Source organism: Leptolyngbya sp. UWPOB_LEPTO1 (assembly GCF_017302695.1).
GTDB classification, from domain to species: domain Bacteria; phylum Cyanobacteriota; class Cyanobacteriia; order Leptolyngbyales; family Leptolyngbyaceae; genus Leptolyngbya; species Leptolyngbya boryana.
The window spans coordinates 137,895-157,398 of the sequence record NZ_JAFLCJ010000003.1 but is presented as its reverse complement, the minus strand read 5'-3'; the positions used below and the strand labels follow the sequence as shown (position 1 = coordinate 157,398).

Here is a 19,504-nt window from a genome sequence, read left to right as displayed (position 1 = left end):
GTTTAGAATCCATCAATTGCAAATTTGCGTTCTAACGTACCTAAGCCGAGATCTTCTGAGGTCAGCGATCTCACTTCATAGAGCGCCATCATGTCTTTTAGCCCTGGATTGCCCCGGCTGCCTCCGGTCAAACCTTTAGCAATCAGCAAGCCACAAATTCCCTTGGTTTTCTTACAGCGCTGATCCCATTTTTTCCGGGCTTGGGCGTGCGTGGGATCGTCTTCTTCAAACTCGCCAAATAAATGAAGTTCCTGATTCTGCGTTTGCAGCAGCCCTAAATCATAGCGATCGTCCACAAAGGGATCAGAGCCAGGATTAAAGCAAATTCCGTTCAAGCCACCTGCGGCTTCAATTTCCTCGATCATCTGTTTCGCTTTGGGACGCGACGTTTGGATCAAAATAATCGGCAATCCTTCCCCGGCTTGAGTTGGCGCTTCAAGTTGGAAATGCTGAACCGACAATCGCATCATTTCCACCATGTCCCACGGCACAACGCCTAAGCTGAGAAACGAATTTTCAGGAACGAGATCATCGCGAATGATTGGCATTGCGCTCAGATCCTCGTCTTCGTCCTCGACCATTCCATACAGTTCTTCTGCAACCTCTGGCAGCGTTGTCACTTTGACTGAAATTGTGTCGCCATCGGGAGCGGGAATTTTAAATTTGCTGCTGAGCGCCGGGAAATCCTCGTTCATCAACTTCCGGCGATGCTGTTTCAAAAACCGATGCAGCGCTTCTAAAACGGTGATGAATGCCATCGCTTCTTCATCGTAAAGAAACGATCGAATGCCTTCTAGCGGATGTAAATTGCCAAACACAGGCTGCAAGATTGGCTCAAAGCGATCTAAATCTAAATCGTCTTCGTCCTCAAAGTCGTCTTCATCCTCGGTTTCATAGGTGAGAAACAAACAATCCTGGGCTAAAAATGCCTCTTCCATCCGCTCCATCGAATCGTTAGAAAGCACACGCTGACGAAATTGGCGCAGAGAATCGAGCGATCGATAGAGCAAAATTCCATACTCCATGCCCAACATGCCCATGACTGAGGCATAGACGCAGCCCAAATCCCATCGATTTAACTCAATTTCAATGATTTTATGGTCGGGCAAGACTGACCAAGGCGCGTCTTCCCAGATCACATCTGCTTTCGCTAACAATTCCTCGGCAAATTGGGGTGGAATAGAGGGCGGACGAGAATTCGTTGCATCCTGAAAACCGCGAAAAATCTCATCAATTAATGGCAAATCGGGAACGTAATCAAGTGCGATGTCGAGATCTTGAAGCACACCTCTTAAATAGAAGAGGATTTCACGATCGCGCACGACAATTTTCTGCGGTCGGGCAGGCTTGGCTGGACTATGCGGATGTTCCATTGCCCGCAACAACGTTCGGACGATCGCTTCATGTCCGGTCTCTGGCGGCACGACATCCATCGCTCTGACGACCCCTTGCGAGCCATCCACCCAGAGAATACATTCGCCATCACTGGGTGTACTGGAATCAGACCAATTTGCCTCGATCGGCACACCAGACGAGAGCGCACGGCGATCGCCTTCCCACACCGATTGGATTTGGGGTAACTCTAACAGCCGACGATAAGTAGAGGGGTTGAGACCAGTCATAACCAAACCAGTGAACACGGTGAAGCAGTAGATTTTATCTTAGTCTGTTCCTCTTGTCTCAGCACCGATTCGCTTAAGGTTCCGCAATGTTTATTGCCAAGGCGCGTCGGGCATAGAGTTGCTAAGATGAAAGTGAATGGTCAAAGGACTTCACCTCTCCACCTTTCTACAGGAGCGATCGCAATTCTCATGACACAAGCAACTGAAACCAAAACTCCCCAACGCGGCATTCTGATGACCGATGCCGCACTTAAACATGTCCTCACGCTTCGAGAACAGCAAGGAAAAGATCTTTGCCTGCGCGTAGGTGTGCGGGGCGGTGGCTGTTCTGGCATGTCCTACACAATGGACTTTGAAGATCCCAGCAATATTCGAGACGACGATCACGTTTACGATTACGATGGCTTCAAAGTCGTCTGTGATCCAAAAAGTCTGCTCTATTTATATGGATTGCAATTGGATTACAGCACTGCCTTGATTGGGGGTGGCTTCCAATTTACGAATCCCAACGCTGACCAAACTTGTGGTTGCGGCAAATCATTCTCAGCTTAAACTAATAAATTGTTAGATCTTAGGGGTTAGTGGCAATGCTGCTAACCACTTTGTTATTGGTTGTAAATTGTCATGACTCAAACGGTTGAAACCCTTTTCGATGAAGGATTAGAGCGCTATAAAGCGGGGGAATCTCCTGAAACGTTGATTCCCGTATTTAAAGAAATCTGCGATCGCTCTCGTAAAACGGGCGCAGCTTGGACTTGCTTGGCATGGCTCTATCTTTTGGCAGATAAACCCGCTTTAGCGTTCCCTGCGGCGCAAAAAGCGGTGAAACTTGTGCCACAAGATGCTCAAGCTCGAATTAATTTAGTCTTAGCAATGTTGGACTTGTCTAAACCTGGGGTGAGACCTCATGTTGAAATGGCGCAGCAATTGGTTTTTGCTGTAGAAGAATTGCGCGAAGAAGTTCAGCAAAATATTGAAGATGGATTGGCAAGAAAACCAGGTTGGAAAAGTATGGAACGCGTCAAAGCCTGGCTATTTGAGTCTTAATTTACTTCAATTTTCTTCACATTCTTGTAGAGTCAGACGTGAATTCTGGCTCTTTTTTATTGAAATTGTGCGCTCGTAAATGAGCATTTACAAACATCAGAATAAATGCGACGAAATCGTTGCATTTTTGAGTTGAAAATCTACAGATTACTTTAATCGTTGTAATACAAACATAAATAAGTTAATAGAAAACTTAGAAAGACAGTGATAGTATTTGAAGACTAGGTTAAATACCTCGTCTTTTACAGTCTTTTCGTCACTTCAGAGAGCAAGTCAAAGATTAACTTGCGTGCTTTATTTCGCAGTGTGCGAGTTTAGTTTAGCAGACTAAACTCACGTTTTCTCATTGCTTTTTAGGGTGTCGATCGACGATTTTCTTGTAGCTTAAGGAGCGGATTACCATGTCTATCGATCGAGTCGGTGTCAAACCTGGAACGCGCAATCACAAAGGCTATTTCGTACAACATGCTTCGGGATATCAATTAGTGGAAATGCACCAGTCGGGTTGGGCGGTAATTTGTTTGAATGATGCGGTATGCCATTACGTCGATCCTGAGAATCTGCAAATTTCACGCGAGAAGGATTTCCCATCGGTTCATGAACTCTAATGTATTGACTTTTTTAATGTGCGATCGGGTTGTGCTGTCTTCAGTTTCAACCCGATTTTTGTTAGGGTTAGAATCGCTGATGCATTGTGTTGGGTGATGAAAGAAACGGTTTTTAAGTGGCTGAATACAGCCTTGATGCTGAATTTATTTTTTGTGCTGCTGTGTTTTGGCTGGTTTGCGATCGCGCTCATTGGCAATGCGGCAAAGTTTCCTTTGGGGCTGAATCTTTGGCTTTCACTCTGGACTCCAGTGGTTCAACCTGCGTTAGGAATTTTGATGGCAGGCGCATTAATCAGTGGATTAAGTAGCTGGGTGATGAAACGCCTGAATCCAAATTAATTAAGCCCACGAGCACCAACCTGCGATTGCGATAGCCACTCCCCATGCGGCAGTTGCTTCACGGTCTTGTTGGGATGCAGTTCCATTGTTTCAAGGAGGAGCCTCGTAGCGTCCTTCGCTCCAAGATGGACGACCTTCATTATCGAGCCAGATCAGTCTGCACTGACCTCTTCATCACAAACCTACACCTGTAATATCCCCTCGCTCCAAACGCTAAAATCCAAAACACAAGTACCCAACCCGATTTCAAATCGCGATAGCATTGGAGGATGTTAGATCTCTTGTTAATGGCTAGTGTTGGGTTTTTGGGCAGCTTCGGGCATTGTCTGGGCATGTGTAGTTCGCTGACCGTTGCATTCTCGCTGTCGAACGATCGCACTTCTCGCTTTGCGCAATTGAGATTCAATCTTCTCTTGAATGCTGGACGGGTGATGAGCTACACCCTAGTCGGAGCCGCGATCGGGGCGCTTGGATCGGTGCTGATCGCGGGTGGACAACTGGCTGGGATTGATAGTGCCTTGAGACGAGGACTCGCGATCGTGACCGGGTTACTGCTCATTTGGTTTGGTCTTGCGAATATCAATCCAACTTGGCTGCCGCAAGTTCCGATTCTGCATCCAATTCAGGGAAAATTGCACGATCGCTTGAGTCAACGCTTGGGTGACTTTTCACGATCGCGAAAATGGTGGACTCCGGCAATTCTTGGTCTAGTTTGGGGGCTGATTCCCTGCGGATTTCTCTATGCGGCACAGATTAAAGCCGCAGAAACTGGCAATGCCTTACAAGGCGCACTGACGATGCTGGCATTTGGCGGAGGAACTGCGCCAATGATGATTAGCACTGGATTATTTGCAGGGACATTGAGTCGCGATCGCCGAAGTCAACTGTTTAAATTAGCGGGTTGGATAACTTTGACGATCGGTCTTTTGACCTTGTTTAGAAGTAGCGATATGGTGGACTACACCGGACATGCTGCTTTAATTTGTTTAATGCTCGCGCTGATTGCGCGACCGATTAGTCGGATTTGGGCGGCTCCGTTGCGGTATCGGCGAGCGTTAGGCGTGGGCGCATTTGTGCTGTCCTGTGCACATATGGGACATTTTTTGGATCACACGTTTAACTGGAATATTTATGCGATCGCATTTCTGCTTCCGAATCAACAAATTGGAATGTGGGCAGGGATAATTGCATTGGGGTTGATGATTCCCCTAGCGTTGACAAGTTTCGATTTTGCTGTTGCTAAATTAGGCACGGCATGGCGAAAAATCCATCTCGTTAGCATTCCTGTCTTAATTCTCGCTGTGATTCACACGAGCCTTACGGGATCGAATTACCTGGGTGAAATTAACTCTGATTTTATTCATCGCTTCCGAGTCGGAATTTTAATCTTTCTTGTGATTACAGTCTTATTGATTCGACTACAAATTTTTTGGTCGCTCTTCTCTTTAGAAAAGTTCTATGCTGCATCTAAACGATAATTTAATTGCTCATAATATTAAAACTTCTGGCAATGTTGCTGCGACTTTTCACATCGAGCCAAACCATAATCCAAAAGTCGGTGAAGTTTCACAAGCTTGGTTTGCACTGACTAAAGCGGGTGGAGAAATCATTCCGCTCGATCGCTGTAACTGTCAACTCAAAGTGATCTCTAAGAATACAATCCTCAAACAACCGCAATTAAAAGCTATTTCAGCCGAGCAATATCAAGGCATTCCAGGTGCAGACATTACGTTTCCAAAAGCGGGAATTTATACCCTGGAAATCAGCGGCACTCCTAAGCAAGCAGACGACTTTAATGAATTTCAATTTGCTTACGAGGTGACAGTTCAAGCTGGAACTGCCCCGCAATCTAGCCCTGTCGCTGCAACTCCGATTCAAACCACCCCACAGACGAATTGGGTTTTGCCTGTCGGACTGAGTGCGATTGTGCTTTTAATCGCTGCTTGGATTGTAAAAAGAACCCTTAAAAAATAGCAGAACCCAAAATTCGAGTCACAATGAGAAATGCCGAATTTTCCGAATGTGACCCATGATTGATCACGATGTCATTATTGTTGGGGGCGGGCTGGCTGGATCACGTGCAGCGCTGGAAATTGTCCGCACCAATCCTAGTCTCAGCATCGCCGTTGTTGCCAAAACCCACCCGATTCGATCGCACTCGGTTGCCGCACAAGGTGGCATGGCAGCGTCTCTTAAAAACGTCGATGATACTGACTCCTGGGAAGCACATGCCTTTGATACTGTTAAAGGCTCGGACTATTTAGCTGACCAGGATGCAGTCGCAATTTTGACGCAGGAAGCTCCAGATGTCGTGATCGATCTAGAGCATATGGGCGTGCTGTTCTCGCGACTGGCGGATGGTCGCATTGCTCAACGCGCATTCGGCGGACATTCTCACAATCGCACCTGTTACGCAGCCGATAAAACAGGACATGCGATTTTGCATGAATTGATTTGTAACTTGATGAAGTACGGAGTCAAGATCTACGAAGAATGGTATGTGATGCGTCTGATCTTAGAAGACGGTCAGGCGAAAGGGGTGGTGATGTATCACTTGCTCAGCGGACATATCGAAGTCGTTCGCGCCAAAGCCGTGATGTTTGCAACGGGAGGCTATGGACGGGTTTACAACACCACGTCTAACGATTACGCTTCGACAGGTGACGGGTTAGCGATGACTGCGATGGCAGGATTGCCGCTCGAAGACATGGAATTTGTTCAGTTTCATCCGACGGGTTTGTATCCGGTTGGGGTGTTAATTTCTGAAGCTGTTCGGGGTGAAGGGGCGTATCTGATTAACAGCGATGGCGATCGCTTTATGGCAAACTATGCGCCGAGCCGGATGGAGCTTGCCCCACGCGATATTACCTCCCGTGCGATCGTGTCTGAGGTGCGAGCCGGACGTGGCGTTAAACCCGATGGAAGTCCGGGTGGACCTTATGTTTATCTCGATTTGCGACATATGGGCAAAGAGAAAATCATGAGTCGCGTCCCGTTCTGCTGGGAGGAAGCCCATCGCTTAGTCGGGGTCGATGCAGTGACGGAGCCAATGCCAGTTCGCCCAACGGTGCATTATTGCATGGGCGGTATTCCCGTCAATACAGATGGACGAGTTCGAGCGAGTGCTGATGAGCTAGTCGATGGATTTTTTGCAGCAGGGGAAACGTCTTGCGTCTCGGTGCATGGGGCGAATCGATTAGGCAGTAACTCGCTGTTAGAATGCGTCGTGTATGGGCGGCGAACCGGAGCCTCGATCGCGAAATTTGTCCAAGGTCGGAAAGCTCCGGATCTGAATGCCGATCGCTATATCACAGAAGCAAAAGCCCAAATTCAAGGCTTATTTAATCAATCTGGACAGTACCGGATTCACGAAATTCGCCAAGCTTATCAAGACTGTATGACCGAGCATTGCGGTGTGTTCCGGACTGATGAAGTCATGCAAGCTGGATTACTCCAACTGCGGGAATTGCAGCAAAAGTATAGTCAGATTCGCCTCGACGATCGGGGAACAAGCTGGAACACGGAATTGATCGAAGCGTTGGAACTGCGATCGCTCTTTGTCGTCGGTGAGATGATTCTGTTCTCGGCGATCAATCGCAAAGAGAGCCGAGGCTCCCATTTCCGCGAAGACTATCAGCAGCGAGACGATGCTGCATTCCTCAAACACACATTAGCTTACTATTCAGCAGCAGGCATTGATATTAACTATCTACCCGTGGTGATTAATCAATTCGAGCCACAAGAGCGGAAGTATTAAATTCGGCTGTGTAGAACTTTAGCGCGGAATCTGAATGATAAATTCTGTCCCATAATCCAGCACCGAATGGCATTGCAAAGTGCCCTGATGCCGTTCGGTAATGATTTGATAGCTAATCGATAGACCTAAGCCAGTGCCTTGACCCACAGGTTTAGTCGTGAAAAATGGATTAAAGATATTTTTGAGGGTTTCTTCTGTCATCCCTGGTCCGTTATCAGCGATGCGAATGACAACAGACTTTTCTTGCAGTTCCGTATCGATGTGAATGGTTGGAACAGAATAAGTCTGGAGTATATCGAATAGCTTCGTGCCTGGTCTGTCTGTCCGTGCTGCGAGTGCATGACAAGATGTGTTGGTGCGAGTTGCTTGCTTATCAGGTGCAATTGCTTCGATCGCGTTGACCAAGATATTCATGAAGACCTGGTTGAGTTGACCGACATAGCACTCGATGAGGGGAATCTGTCCGTAAGTCTTGACAACTTGAATCGCAGAGCGATGATTTGTTGCTTTTAATTGATGGTCCAGAATGACGAGCGCATTATCGATGCCTTCATGAATATTAGCGGGTTTGAAAGCTGCTTCGTCTAAACGGGAGAAGTTACGCAAAGACAGAACAATCTGCTTAACTCGGTCTGCCCCAGCTCGCATTGATGAGAACGTTTTGGGGAGATCAGCTTTGAGAAATTCTAGATCGACCTCTTCAAGTTTGGCTTGAATCGCGGGTGTCGGTTGATCATAAGTCGTCTGGTAAAGCTCCAACAGATCGAGTAAATCTTGTGTATAAGCGGTCGTGTAAGTAATGTTGCCGAAGATGAAACCAATCGGATTATTAATCTCGTGGGCGACTCCAGCGACCAATTGACCGAGAGAAGACATCTTCTCAGTCTGCACAAGTTGTAATTGAGCTTGCTTGAGACTTTCGTGCGTATGAGTCAGTTCGGCTAATGCTTGGCTCAGACTGGCTGTACGTTCTTGGACTTGCTCTTCGAGATAATGTTTTGCTAATTGTAGTTCTGCTGTTCGAGCCTCAATTTTAGATTCGAGGTCGGCATTTGCTTGTTCAAGGCTAGTTTTTGCTTGTTCTCGTTCTATGATCACAGCAGAGAGCACCAGCATCATTAAGGTGATTGCACCAATAAAGGCTTGCAGCAACAACAATGTTTCGTTCAGCGTGCTGCGATTAAAAGAACTAGTTCCGTGAATTGTTCCTGCGAGTGCAAGTCCAGCAACTAGGAGAATCGAGTAATTTGTGAACCGCTGCCCAAATCGTAGTGCTGCCCAAACCAGTAAGGGAACGACCATATACTCGATCGGATATGCCATACCAAAAGCAATAATCCCGACGATCGAGATCAGCACTAACCAAATCCCAACTTCTCGCAACTGCTTAAATTGTCGAGAAGTTTCAGGAGAATGATCTGGGTGCACCAGCAGGCGAGCAATAGATGCAATATCCAATGCATTCTTTTGAGCTGATTTGAAAGTTTGTCCTAACCATTGCCAGGTTGCAATGCGATCGAGCCACATCAAAATGAGGAGCGGCGCAATCACCAAGACTCCAATGTAGTCTCCAAGCCAGAATGTGATCCAGCTATTGAGAAAGTTATTCGGTGAAATGAGTCCACACAAGAGCATCGTTCCGGCTCCAAGGGTGGGGCTAATCATGCAGCTGAATAGTTCAATTCCCGCAAACTTGAAGACGTTCTGAGCTTTTTGAAACAATAGGTCTGCTCCAACCCAGCGGCGAAGTAACCATGCTCCTACTAATGCTTGCAAAACAGAACCCGTTGCAATGCCTAATCCTGACACCATCGACATTGCCCCATTGCCCGTATTCACCCACAGAGGCCACGCTGCTGCGATTAATGCAGCAATCCATATCCCGACTGCAAGCTGATCCCCCCAGCACAACAGCACTGCAACGGCAATGCCAGAGGGGGCGTAAACAGGCGTAATAAAGCCAGGTGGAATGGCGAGATATTGCCCCAATTTGGCTGTAATGTAGTAGACTAATGCGGTTCCGACTAGTCGATAAATGAATGCAGAGGGCTTAGGGGCTGCGATAGAGTTCATTGAATCTTGGTGATAGACACAGTTGACTAGTAGACTGAATGGAGACTGAGCCGAGCAGTTTCAATATTCCCAGAATCAGTTCAAGGTAAGCATTGCCAACGATGTCTAAAAGCTACTATGCAGCTATGAGATTACTTTGCGCCCAAAGACTTGGATCACTTTCTGTTCAACGAGGCTCAATGGCTGGTGATCTGAATTCGGATAAAACGATTGCTGGATGAATTGTATGGCGCTAGAAAGCGATCACAACAAAAAAGGGAATCAACTTGATCCCCTTTCAAAGTCAATTCTCTTAACTTAATTCACGGCCCACCAGCCTGCTGCCGGACCGACAAATCGAATCACGAGCCACGCCACAACGAGCAGGATAATTCCAGTCCATGCCCCCGTCGTTGTCCAATTCATAAACTTTTGGGTTTGAGTCTTTGTGACTGGCAGCCAGGGAGCAATCTTTTGCTCTTTGCCATACTCTTCACCCAGCGCTTCTTTACGACGTTTTGCTTCTCCCATAAGGTTGAAAAAAATGTTTGAGTGTATTGATTCTGATCATATCGCGAATGCTTATTCGTCTACAGGGTTGAACAAGCTTGAATCCAAATAAGAAATCCGCGCAAATGGGCTGAGTGCGGTCAAAACTTGAGCACCATAGCTTCGGTGTAAAACGCGGCTATCTAAGATTGCGACAAACCCTTGACATTCTCGCACCGGAGCAATCGATCGCTGTAGCTCACTTAGCGCTTCTGGTAGGAGATACAGCCGAAACCAATCTTGACGATGCTGTTTGTAATAGGCAACGCGACCTGCAACCAGCGGATGTTCGAGCGAAGGAATCGGTAAAGTCGCGATCGCGAACACATACGGTGCAGGCAAAACTCCCTGATGCTCTCGCCAAAACTCCCAACCTGTAACTAAAATCCCGTTTTCTTCCAAACATGTGCGCTCAACTTGCACTCTCGACCCAAACTCAGCCGCCAAAATTGATCCCACTTGCGATCGCAGCGGCGTATCCCCGACCAAAATCACGGTTAATCGCTGAACCGAGGCGGACAGACTCAGCAACGATCGCAATTCTTTCAGCAACGCTCCTTGAAACTGAGGCGTATTAGGCAGCGGAATTCCTTCGGGCTGATAAAGCTGAATCAGATCTTCTTGGCGATCGAGGGCGAATTTCAAACAGGTCAAATCGTCACCTAAGCCCACATTTGATCGATAAATCTCTGCATCTGTATCGAGATCCAACGCGCCCCCGATCAGAACCGTCGGCTGCTGTGTCCAAATCGGCTCTAGAAACGAAGCAATCTTCACCGGAGTGCAATGCAGCGAAAACTGTCCAGCTTGCCGTAAAATCGTCACCCAAACTAAGCGATCGTTTTGCTGTAACTGCTCAAAAAAATGCGCCCAATTTGGCGGCAATGTCTCAGTTAAGTAAAATTTGAGTTCGAGTAAAATATCGCGTTCAGCTTGCTCAATCAAATAGCATTCGTAAGGATTAGCAGGATGTTGAAAAATTGCTCGAATCAGTTGAATCCGAGAATCTCGAATCAAATCGGCTTGCGCTGGACAAGCTAGCATCAGCGCCTCCCAATCTGCCGAGTCAAGTTGCACGGTTAATAGATCGCGCGTCCAAGATTCGAGATCATCTACCCCATCGATAATCGTCGGAATCCCAGTCGGAAATCTGCCCGCGGAATTTAAGCGATCGCTCAACCAAGCTTCAGGCGTTGTAATCAAAATGCCTTTGTAATCGGGAGCCGGCCAGCGATCGCCCGTTTGAATCGGTTTGGGATACTCAATCCACTGCCGCAATCGGGGAATCTCGACTCTTAAAATCCGTTGCTGAATCGCTTCCGGCACGACCAGAACCACTGGTTCTTGCCACATCAGCAAGGGCACAAGATAACTGAGGCGATACCGTCCCTGAAGATCACCCGGTGTCCCGGTTTGAATCAAGGCACTCCGTCCAATCCGAAGCGCCCGCGCGACCAGACGCGCCATCGTCAAATGGTGCGACCAGTACAATTCGCCTTGTTCTCTGAGAAAGGCGCGGAGTTGTTGATGGACTTCTACCTCAATCACAAAGTCACCCGATTTGGAACTAAATCATCATTTTGACACACTCATTCAAAACCCTGCGGTAAGTTAATTTGCTTTTGGGGAGAGTGGGGAGTGGGGAGTAGGGGACTTCCCACCTCATCTAAAAGATTCTCAATCGCGGTCGCAAAATGATAGGCTCTAATAAAAGCTGTGTATTGCGTTTGCTCGATCCAGTTGGGAGGGATTAACAATGAAACGTTTGATTCGCGTTTTGGCGATGGTGAGTTTGGTGGTGGGCTGTCTGGGCTGGTTTTCCCAAGCGGCAGTCGCAGCAAACTTGAATGGAGTCACCGTGTTGGCGGCTGAGTACCGCAATGTGGTCGAAGATAAGATGGCAACCGAATTCGGTAAGAAACTTGACCTGAACAATACAAACGTTCGGGCTTTCCGCGAATTGCCAGGGCTATATCCGACTTTGGCGGGATTGATTATTAAATATGCGCCGTATGAATCTGTGGAAGATGTTTTGGATATTCCAGGACTGAACGACAAGCAGAAAGAAGTGCTGCAATCGAATTTGGATAATTTCGTTGTGACCGAAGTGTCCAAAGAACTCGTTGAAGGCGGCGATCGCTATAACAATGGCATTTATCGCTAATTGACGATCGAGAAACTTGTCAACTCGACGCTCTCTACAGAATTCAATGTCTGTGGGAGCGATTTTTTTATATAGGAAGCGTATGTTGCAGTCTGCGTATGATGTGCTGGTGGTTGGAGCGGGGGCGGCTGGGTTATATACGGCGCTCTGTTTGCCGTCTCAATATCGGGTGGGGCTGATTACCAAGGATTCGGTAGCACGCTCGGCGAGTGATTGGGCACAAGGCGGCATTGCGGCGGTGATCGATCCTCAAGATTCAACCGATTTGCACATTGCGGATACGCTCTCGGCAGGGGCAGGGCTGTGTGATGTCGATGCCGTGACGTTTCTGGTGGAGCACGCAGCAGACTGTATTCACAATTTGGTGGATTTGGGGGTGGCATTCGATCGACATCACAATCAGTTGGCGCTGACGTTAGAGGCGGCACATTCTCGACGGCGAGTGCTACATGCCGCAGATACAACGGGTCGTGCGGTGGTGAGCGTTTTGGCAGAGCGGGTGCTGGAACGCGAAAATATTCAGACGTTAGATCAGACGTTTGTTTTAGATATTTGGCTGGATGAGCAAAATCGCTGTCAGGGAGTTTGCTTGATTCACCATGCTCAAGTGCATTGGATTCGCGCTCAGGCTGTGATTTTGGCAACAGGCGGAGGTGGGCAGGTCTTTGCTCAGACGACGAATCCAGCAGTCAGCACAGGCGATGGAGTGGCGATCGCGCATCGAGCCGGAGCTTTGCTTCGCGATCTAGAATTCGTGCAATTTCACCCGACAGCTTTGACGAAATCGGGTGCGCCGAGATTTTTGATTAGCGAAGCGGTGCGGGGGGAAGGAGCGCATTTAGTCGATCGAACAGGACATCGATTTGCGTTTGATTACCATCCAGCGGGGGAATTAGCGCCGCGCGATGTGGTGAGCCGGGCGATTTTTAATCACATTCAGAAAACGGAATCTGATCCGGCGAGTGCCAATGTATTTCTCGATTTGCGTCCCATTCCCGTTGAGACGATTCAGCATCGCTTTCCCAATATTATTCAAGTCTGTCAAAAATGGGGGGTAGATGTTTTTAAAGAACCGATTCCGGTCGCTCCAGCGGCGCATTATTGGATGGGCGGCATTGGGACGGATGTGGAGAATCGAACCTCGATCGAGAATTTATATGCAGTCGGTGAAACGGCCAGTACTGGAGTTCATGGCGCAAATCGGTTAGCCAGTAATTCGCTGTTAGAGTGTTTGGTGTTCGGCGCGCAATTTCGATCGCTCCAACTCGAACCAATCTCAGCCCAGACCGTTGCAGAGATCGACTCGATCGCAGATGTAGAATTTACCTCGATCGAGCAACTTCGGGCTGCCTTGCCGCGATTAGTGTGGCAGAGTGCAGGCATTTCGCGAGACCAGAAGACTTTAGAAAGCGCGATCGCTCAAATCGAACTCTGGCAGCATGACTTTTTGCAGCTTCCGCTGAGTCAAGTCTTAATCCATCTCAAACCGCAACAGGCAGTGAAACTTCAGGTTTCAGCATCAGAATTGCGGGATTGGGGAGAGTTGTACAACTTACTCGATGTCGCGCATTTGATTTTGAAAAGTGCCCATTTGAGAACGGAAAGTCGGGGCGGACATTATCGATCGGACTTTCCCGATACTTTAAGTGAATGGCAAGTGCATACGATCGTGCAAGGGGAGAAGTGGTCTACTGCTCCAATTCGGCACTAGGCGCAATGTTCTGAGAGCCAATTCTCTAAATCTGCCAAGCTTGTGAAATCGAGTAAGGCTTCACTCAGGTCTTCAAGAATGGGGAGCGGGAGCGTTGTGAGTTGAGAGCGAACTGATTCAGGAAGCTCTTGCTGGAGTCGTCGGGTTAATTGTCGGGAAACAAGCGCGATCGTCTGCTCTTCGCGCCCTTCTTCTTTCGCTTCTCGAATCGCACGGGGTTCTTCAGATAAATTGATTCCGATCATTGCTCTGACCTCTGCTCGACTTAAGGTTGAAAACTTGTAAACCATGATCGCGGTCACGATATCTATTATGTCGTTTCTCTCGCTCAGCGTTAGTGGTTCTTGCTCGGCTCGAACTAATAAGTTTCGAGCAAATTGAGGAGCTTCGGCTTCTGGTTTGATCGTCAGAACCAAGGCGGCAACGAGCAGCGGCAAAGATTGCACATCGCCTAATTCATCAAGGTAAATGCGATGAACTTGCTCGCCGTTTAAGAGGGAACGGTGAGGATACTGCTTGCTTTGCTCTAAACTTCGTGAGGGATAAATCACCACCGCTTGCCAATCTGAGAAGCGAGAACTGTTTTGATAAAAATACAGCGACGATTCGCTAAATAGGCGTTCATAGAGTTTCTCGTCTTTCTGGAATTGAATTTCGCAGAAATAGACAATGCCAGATTCATCAGATTCAGGCGGCAGAAATACGCCATCAATTTCAAATTTCGGCTCTTTGACTGCAACAGAATCAAATCGATACTCTGCTGCATTCGCGGGTCGAGTCTCAAGCAACTCAAATAATAGGACTGGAGATTGCTGAAACAGTTTGTAGAAAAGGGGATCGCGCCGCATGTCGAGCTTTGATAAGACTCGATCAATTGTACTGCTTTATCCTCTGACAATTTTTAAGATTTTCGTTCCTTGTCAATTGCCGCAAACCTTCTAAGATGCGATGGCGACAATTTTGGATGCGAGACATGGAAATGAAACCGCCTTTACCTCCTTTCACCTTAGAAACTGCAAAAGCAAAAATTCAAGCGGCGGAGGATGCTTGGAATACCCGCGACCCCGATCGCGTTGCACTGGCTTATACCGAAGATTCGCAATGGCGGAATCGAGCAGAATTTTTGAGCGGACGAGAAGAAATTCGAGCGTTTCTCAGACGCAAATGGAACAAAGAATTGGACTATCGGCTGAAAAAAGAACTGTGGAGCTTCACTGAAAATCGTATCTCTGTCAAATTCGCCTACGAATGGCATGACGATTCTGGGCAATGGTATCGCTCTTATGGCAATGAGCAATGGGAGTTTGCAGAAAATGGGCTGATGCGACGACGAGAAGCCAGTATTAATGATTTACCCATTCAAGAATCCGATCGACAATTTCGTTGGGAACGTTGAACTCCAATTCACGATCCTAAAAGACAGGGCAATTTTGGTGCTGCATTTTGAATGAGAGCAGATACACTCTGAGATTGTGCTGAACTTGTCGAGTTCCTCTAAATTCATCTATGCGCGTGAGTTCTTTTCGTCGGTTTCAACTGGGATTCGTGTTTGCGATCGTCACAACCAGTCTGCTTGCCCAGGGTGTTTGGCGTACGGTTGCAAAGGCAGATTTTCTCCCATACTGTCAGCAAACTTCAGCGACGATCGCACAAAAAGATGCGGCGCGTCGGGCAGCACTCAAGGGCGGAGCAGAAGCTCAGCAGAAATATCAGCAAATTCTCACGCAACAGGCTAATCAGTTACGGCAATGTCGGAATCAAAACTGGCTGAAAACTCAGGGCATTTGGTTGCGCTTGTATGCCTGTGATGCAAGACCTGGAGGGATTGATGAAGTCCTCGATCGCATTGTCGATCGAGGCTACAACGAAGTGTATGTCGAGACATTTTTTAATGGCATGGTTTTACTACCAGCGTCGGACAATCCGACGGCTTGGCAGTCGATGCTTCAGTCTCCAAGTAATGTAGATCTACTGGCACAGATTATTCAGAAGGGTCGCGCGCGCGGCTTAAAAGTTTATGCCTGGATGTTTAGCATGAACTTCGGGAATAGCTATGCAAATCAGCCAGAAAAGCAAGTTTCACTGTTACGAAATGGGCGCGGGCAGACCAGTTTGACGGCAAATACATTGGCAGGGTTAAGCACAGAACTGGGAAGTTTGAATCCGAATGAAGCGTTTATCGATCCGTATAGCTTGCCTGCCAAACAAGACTATTACCGGATGATGCAAGCAGTCCTAAAACGTAAACCGGATGGGGTGTTGTTCGATTACATTCGCTATCCGCGTAGTCAAGGGACAGCATCGATTGCCACGAAGGTTCGAGATCTTTGGGTGTTTGGAGATGCGTCCCGGAAAGCGTTAGTCGATCGCGGCTTGAATAATAAGGGACGAGAACTGATTAAACGGTATCTCGATCGTGGTGCGATCAATGCGAGTGATGTGGCTGCAGTCGATAAGCTATTTCCGAGAGAGAAAGTTCCGATGTGGCAGGGGCGCACCTCGGCAGCGATCGATACTCGTGGGTCTGTCGCGCAGCGGGCAAGAATTTTGCAGATGGATCTGTGGCGGTTGAGTGTGGCTCATGCGATGCAGGGAGTGGTCGATTTTCTCAATGTTGCAACTTATCCGGTTCAGCAAGTAGGACTGCCTGCGGGGGCTGTATTTTTTCCAGAAGGCAATCAGATGGTTGGGTTGGGATATGATTCGCGGTTACAGCCTTGGGATCGGTTTCCCAAAAATATTGCTTGGCATCCAATGTCGTATGCGACTTGTGGCAAGGCGGATTGTGTTGTGAAACAAGTGCAGCGCGTATTGTCGCTAACACCTGCGGGGACAGAGGTGAAACCTGTACTGGCTGGAATTTGGCAGATGTCTGTGAGTAATCGTCCGCCGTTAGAAGTACAAATGCAGGCATTGAAGTCGCTTTCGCCGCGAATTACTTCGATTAGCCACTTTGCTTATTCTTGGCAAGAACCGCGATCGGATCAAGATCGCAAATCTTGCTCACAGCGGCAGTTGTGAGGAGATTTCCCAAGCTGGCTCGTCGAAGTTGAAACTTGCTAGAGTAGTTTCCTGGGCAAAGAAAGGCATTTGCTCAGGGCTGGTTGGGAAATCTTTTCAGCCTTCACACCCATCCCCGTGTTTCTGCATCGGTTAAAGGTCGCTCTAGTTTGACATATTCGTTGCGAGCCGCTGCCAGAATGTGCTTCATTTGTACTGCCTCATCTGCATCTGCTGCAATAAAGGCTGCATTGACGGCAATATTGCGAATGTTTCCACCTGCGACTCCTAGGCGGGCGAGCTTGTCGAAATCTAGATTTTCAGTCGGTGTATCTTTAGGAAAAACTCTGCGCCAAATTTCTGTTCGCTGTTGCTGATCTGGAAAAGAAAACGGAACTACAAATCGAATGCGCCGTAAGAAAGCAGGATCGATCGAGGCTTTCAAGTTCGTCGTCAAAATTGCTAGTCCGCGATATGATTCCATGCGTTGCAAAAGGTAGCTAACTTCTAAGTTCGCATAGCGATCGCGGCTATCTTTGACTTCACTCCGCTTGCCAAATAATGAATCTGCCTCATCAAACAGTAAAACTACGCCCCCTGCTTCAGCCGCATCAAAAATACGGCGCAAGTTTTTCTCAGTTTCGCCAATGTATTTACTCACAATCGTACTGAGGTCAATTCGATAGAGATCAAGCTGCAATTCGTGAGCAATGACTTCTGCGGCTGTTGTTTTACCTGTTCCACTGGCTCCAGAAAACAAGGCAGTAATTCCTAAGCCGCGCGCACTTTTACTGCCGAATCCCCAAGTTTCATAAACACGAGATCGCTGTTTCACATGAGCAATTAACTCGTGCAAGGTTTGCTGTTCTTTGTCGGGAAGTACTAGATCTTCCCAACCCATCGAACTTGAAATGCGCTGAGCTAGTTCATCTAAACGCGGGCGGGCTTGTTCTCGGCAAGTTTGCCAAAGGTTGCTTGCTAACTCATCACTCGAAGTGATGGGCAGAGATTGAACTTGCAGACAAGCTGTCTCGATCGCATCAGGAGAGAGATTAAACTGCGAAACCAAAGGAGCTAAGTGACCTTTGAAATTGGGTAAATGCTGATGCCACAGCGATCGCTGTTCAGCAGGAGAGGGTAGATCCACATCAAAGCTAAGGTAACGACGCTGACGTTGACGACGACGATCAGAAGTCGCCACGATGACGGGGGCAGCGAGTTGATCAATCAAACGAGAGAGCAGACTTGCTTGAGTAGAATTGAGATCGGATTCTAAGGTGCAGTCAATCCAGAATGCAGCTTGACTGAGCAGATATTCTCGTTCACATAGACGCATCAAGAGATGAAATTGCGCGATGTCGGTCGGAAGGGTATCAATCGCGATCTCAAAAAGATTGAGCTGAGATCGCGCCGCAATCGCAAGTGCAATCGCTTGTAAGCTGATGCGATCTTGTCCACAGAGTTGAATGACCGGAAGTTGCTTTAAGGATTGTTTCTGCGCAAATTGTATCCAGGATTGATAGCTCTGTTTGACAATCCGTTGGTGTGATTCTACCAGCGCGATCGCATCAGAAGCGACTGGTGTAATACATCCTGCTAATCTTTCATCTTGCTGAGGTAGCCCGATTAAATAATGGAGAATGCGCTCATCAATTCGGATGGGGCTTTGAGTGAGCGCATTACCTGCTCCAATCTCAATTAAATGCCAGTACCGCAAAGGTGAATCTGGTGCTAAAGCACTCCAATGCGGATCTGACAGAGTAGCTAGTGCTAAGCTCAATGTTGGATAAGGCTTTTGTGCATCGTTTTGAACAGTGGCACAGAGCGTTGCCCATTCGCCATCGAACTCCATGCCTGCACAGAGGACTAAGAGATCGCGCTCATATTCAGACAGTCTGAACATTCGGCAGAGTGTCACAAGCGCAGGTGGGGCTTCTGGAGAGAATGCGACAGGTTCAAACAATGTCGGATCTTGTTTAAGTTGCTGCCGAACATGCGCGATCGCGGTTTGCAAATACTGTTGATTGAGTTCAGCCCAGGAAGTTAGAGAAGTCATCGTAGAGAGATTTGCAAACGCACACACCTGCTCTTATCTCTAAATTCCAAAACGGATGAAACCGTAGGGCTACGGAAGTAGTTTCACGATCGCAGTGAAATAATCATCTCAAAAATATGCATCAGGTTATGATTTCTGCAAATCATTTGGGTCAAGGTTGGGCGTTTCCGCTACAGGTGAGCGTTCAAGGTGGGTTACATCTGAGTGCAACCTATCAAAATATTGAAGAATCGATCCGAATTATCTTAGGCACAGAACTGGGAGAGAGAGTGTATCGTCCTGATTTTGGGTCGCGATTGTCGGAGTTAACATTTGCACCGCTGAACACTCAAACACTGTTACTTACACGAGTTTATGTGCAAGAAGCATTGGAAAAATGGGAGCCGCGGATTGTCGTGGATAGCATTCGCACTGAGCCAGATCCGATCCGGGGAAGGATAGACATTCTCGTGGAATATCACCCGAAAGAAACGCACGATCGCCGCAGTCTGGTTTATCCATTTTACCTACTGCCTGCAAGCTAATCCGTAAAATTACGGCATCGCTAAATCCGGTGATTCACTTATTTGTTTCAGTGTTAAATTGACTTAGCTCATCGC

18 protein-coding genes are annotated in these 19,504 nt (G+C 47.7%); 12 read left to right on the top strand and 6 right to left on the bottom strand.

Annotated elements, in window-relative coordinates; genetic code table 11:
* Positions 1 to 2 precede the first annotated feature (2 nt).
* Positions 3 to 1,622: a DUF6930 domain-containing protein gene (locus J0L70_RS06010; RefSeq protein WP_287453550.1), complete on the bottom strand. Its 1,620-nt coding sequence runs from the start codon at positions 1,620 to 1,622 to the stop codon at positions 3 to 5.
* A 126-nt stretch (positions 1,623 to 1,748) separates the two neighbouring features.
* On the opposite strand from J0L70_RS06010, the gene J0L70_RS06005 reads away from it, so the two are divergent.
* The 7 genes from J0L70_RS06005 (at position 1,749) to J0L70_RS05975 (ending at position 7,373) form a co-directional block, all read left to right on the top strand.
* Positions 1,749 to 2,174 (top strand): HesB/IscA family protein, encoded by a 426-nt coding sequence (locus tag J0L70_RS06005; RefSeq protein WP_287453549.1) that lies wholly within the window; start codon positions 1,749 to 1,751, stop codon positions 2,172 to 2,174.
* Between the two features lie 72 nt (positions 2,175 to 2,246).
* Positions 2,247 to 2,669: a tetratricopeptide repeat protein gene (locus tag J0L70_RS06000; protein WP_190651193.1), complete on the top strand. Its 423-nt coding sequence runs from the start codon at positions 2,247 to 2,249 to the stop codon at positions 2,667 to 2,669.
* A 401-nt stretch (positions 2,670 to 3,070) separates the two neighbouring features.
* Entirely contained in the window at positions 3,071 to 3,277 is a 207-nt protein-coding gene (locus tag J0L70_RS05995) for a hypothetical protein (protein WP_017289476.1), read from the top strand.
* Between the two features lie 96 nt (positions 3,278 to 3,373).
* Positions 3,374 to 3,616 (top strand): DUF8620 family protein, encoded by a 243-nt coding sequence (locus tag J0L70_RS05990; RefSeq protein ID WP_017289475.1) that lies wholly within the window; start codon positions 3,374 to 3,376, stop codon positions 3,614 to 3,616.
* 269 nt (positions 3,617 to 3,885) lie between these two features.
* Positions 3,886 to 5,094 (top strand): urease accessory protein UreH domain-containing protein, encoded by a 1,209-nt coding sequence (locus J0L70_RS05985; RefSeq protein ID WP_287453548.1) that lies wholly within the window; start codon positions 3,886 to 3,888, stop codon positions 5,092 to 5,094.
* Entirely contained in the window at positions 5,075 to 5,590 is a 516-nt protein-coding gene (locus J0L70_RS05980; RefSeq protein WP_190651199.1) for a hypothetical protein, read from the top strand. The genes J0L70_RS05985 and J0L70_RS05980 overlap by 20 nt, the downstream gene beginning before the upstream one ends.
* Before the next feature lie 55 nt (positions 5,591 to 5,645).
* Positions 5,646 to 7,373, top strand: a complete 1,728-nt coding sequence (locus J0L70_RS05975; protein ID WP_287453546.1) for a succinate dehydrogenase/fumarate reductase flavoprotein subunit — start codon at positions 5,646 to 5,648, stop codon at positions 7,371 to 7,373.
* An 18-nt stretch (positions 7,374 to 7,391) separates the two neighbouring features.
* Here J0L70_RS05975 and J0L70_RS05970 read toward each other — a convergent pair whose 3' ends face one another.
* From J0L70_RS05970 to J0L70_RS05960, 3 genes are all read right to left on the bottom strand, one after another.
* The gene (locus J0L70_RS05970; protein ID WP_017289470.1) at positions 7,392 to 9,446 is read right to left on the bottom strand and encodes a sensor histidine kinase; all 2,055 of its coding nucleotides are present in this window, start codon (positions 9,444 to 9,446) and stop codon (positions 7,392 to 7,394) included.
* 297 nt (positions 9,447 to 9,743) lie between these two features.
* Positions 9,744 to 9,956 (bottom strand): DUF2839 domain-containing protein, encoded by a 213-nt coding sequence (locus J0L70_RS05965; RefSeq protein ID WP_017289469.1) that lies wholly within the window; start codon positions 9,954 to 9,956, stop codon positions 9,744 to 9,746.
* 51 nt (positions 9,957 to 10,007) lie between these two features.
* Complete coding sequence (locus tag J0L70_RS05960; protein ID WP_190651203.1) at positions 10,008 to 11,522, bottom strand: ATP-dependent DNA helicase; 1,515 nt, start codon at positions 11,520 to 11,522, stop codon at positions 10,008 to 10,010.
* 208 nt (positions 11,523 to 11,730) lie between these two features.
* Here J0L70_RS05960 and psbU point away from each other — a divergent pair, with 208 nt between their 5' ends.
* Both psbU and nadB read left to right on the top strand, forming a co-directional pair.
* Positions 11,731 to 12,138, top strand: a complete 408-nt coding sequence (psbU, locus tag J0L70_RS05955; RefSeq protein WP_017289466.1) for a photosystem II complex extrinsic protein PsbU — start codon at positions 11,731 to 11,733, stop codon at positions 12,136 to 12,138.
* Between the two features lie 82 nt (positions 12,139 to 12,220).
* Positions 12,221 to 13,849, top strand: coding sequence for an L-aspartate oxidase (gene nadB / locus J0L70_RS05950; RefSeq protein WP_287453543.1), 1,629 nt, complete (start codon positions 12,221 to 12,223; stop codon positions 13,847 to 13,849).
* Here nadB and J0L70_RS05945 read toward each other — a convergent pair.
* Positions 13,846 to 14,697 (bottom strand): Rpn family recombination-promoting nuclease/putative transposase, encoded by an 852-nt coding sequence (locus J0L70_RS05945; protein WP_017289464.1) that lies wholly within the window; start codon positions 14,695 to 14,697, stop codon positions 13,846 to 13,848. The genes nadB and J0L70_RS05945 overlap by 4 nt on opposite strands.
* A 125-nt stretch (positions 14,698 to 14,822) precedes the next feature.
* On the opposite strand from J0L70_RS05945, the gene J0L70_RS05940 reads away from it, so the two are divergent.
* Together J0L70_RS05940 and J0L70_RS05935 are read left to right on the top strand one after the other, a co-directional pair.
* Positions 14,823 to 15,245, top strand: a complete 423-nt coding sequence (locus J0L70_RS05940; RefSeq protein ID WP_026148792.1) for a nuclear transport factor 2 family protein — start codon at positions 14,823 to 14,825, stop codon at positions 15,243 to 15,245.
* 110 nt (positions 15,246 to 15,355) lie between these two features.
* Positions 15,356 to 16,870: a glycoside hydrolase family protein gene (locus J0L70_RS05935; protein WP_190651209.1), complete on the top strand. Its 1,515-nt coding sequence runs from the start codon at positions 15,356 to 15,358 to the stop codon at positions 16,868 to 16,870.
* Positions 16,871 to 16,973: 103 nt separating this feature from the next.
* On the opposite strand, the gene J0L70_RS05930 is transcribed toward J0L70_RS05935, so the two are convergent.
* On the bottom strand, positions 16,974 to 18,905 hold the full coding sequence (locus J0L70_RS05930; protein WP_287453541.1) for an ATP-binding protein: 1,932 nt from the start codon (positions 18,903 to 18,905) through the stop codon (positions 16,974 to 16,976).
* A 128-nt stretch (positions 18,906 to 19,033) separates the two neighbouring features.
* Here J0L70_RS05930 and J0L70_RS05925 point away from each other — a divergent pair, with 128 nt between their 5' ends.
* Positions 19,034 to 19,429, top strand: coding sequence for a GPW/gp25 family protein (locus J0L70_RS05925; protein ID WP_017289459.1), 396 nt, complete (start codon positions 19,034 to 19,036; stop codon positions 19,427 to 19,429).
* Positions 19,430 to 19,504: the final 75 nt, after the last annotated feature.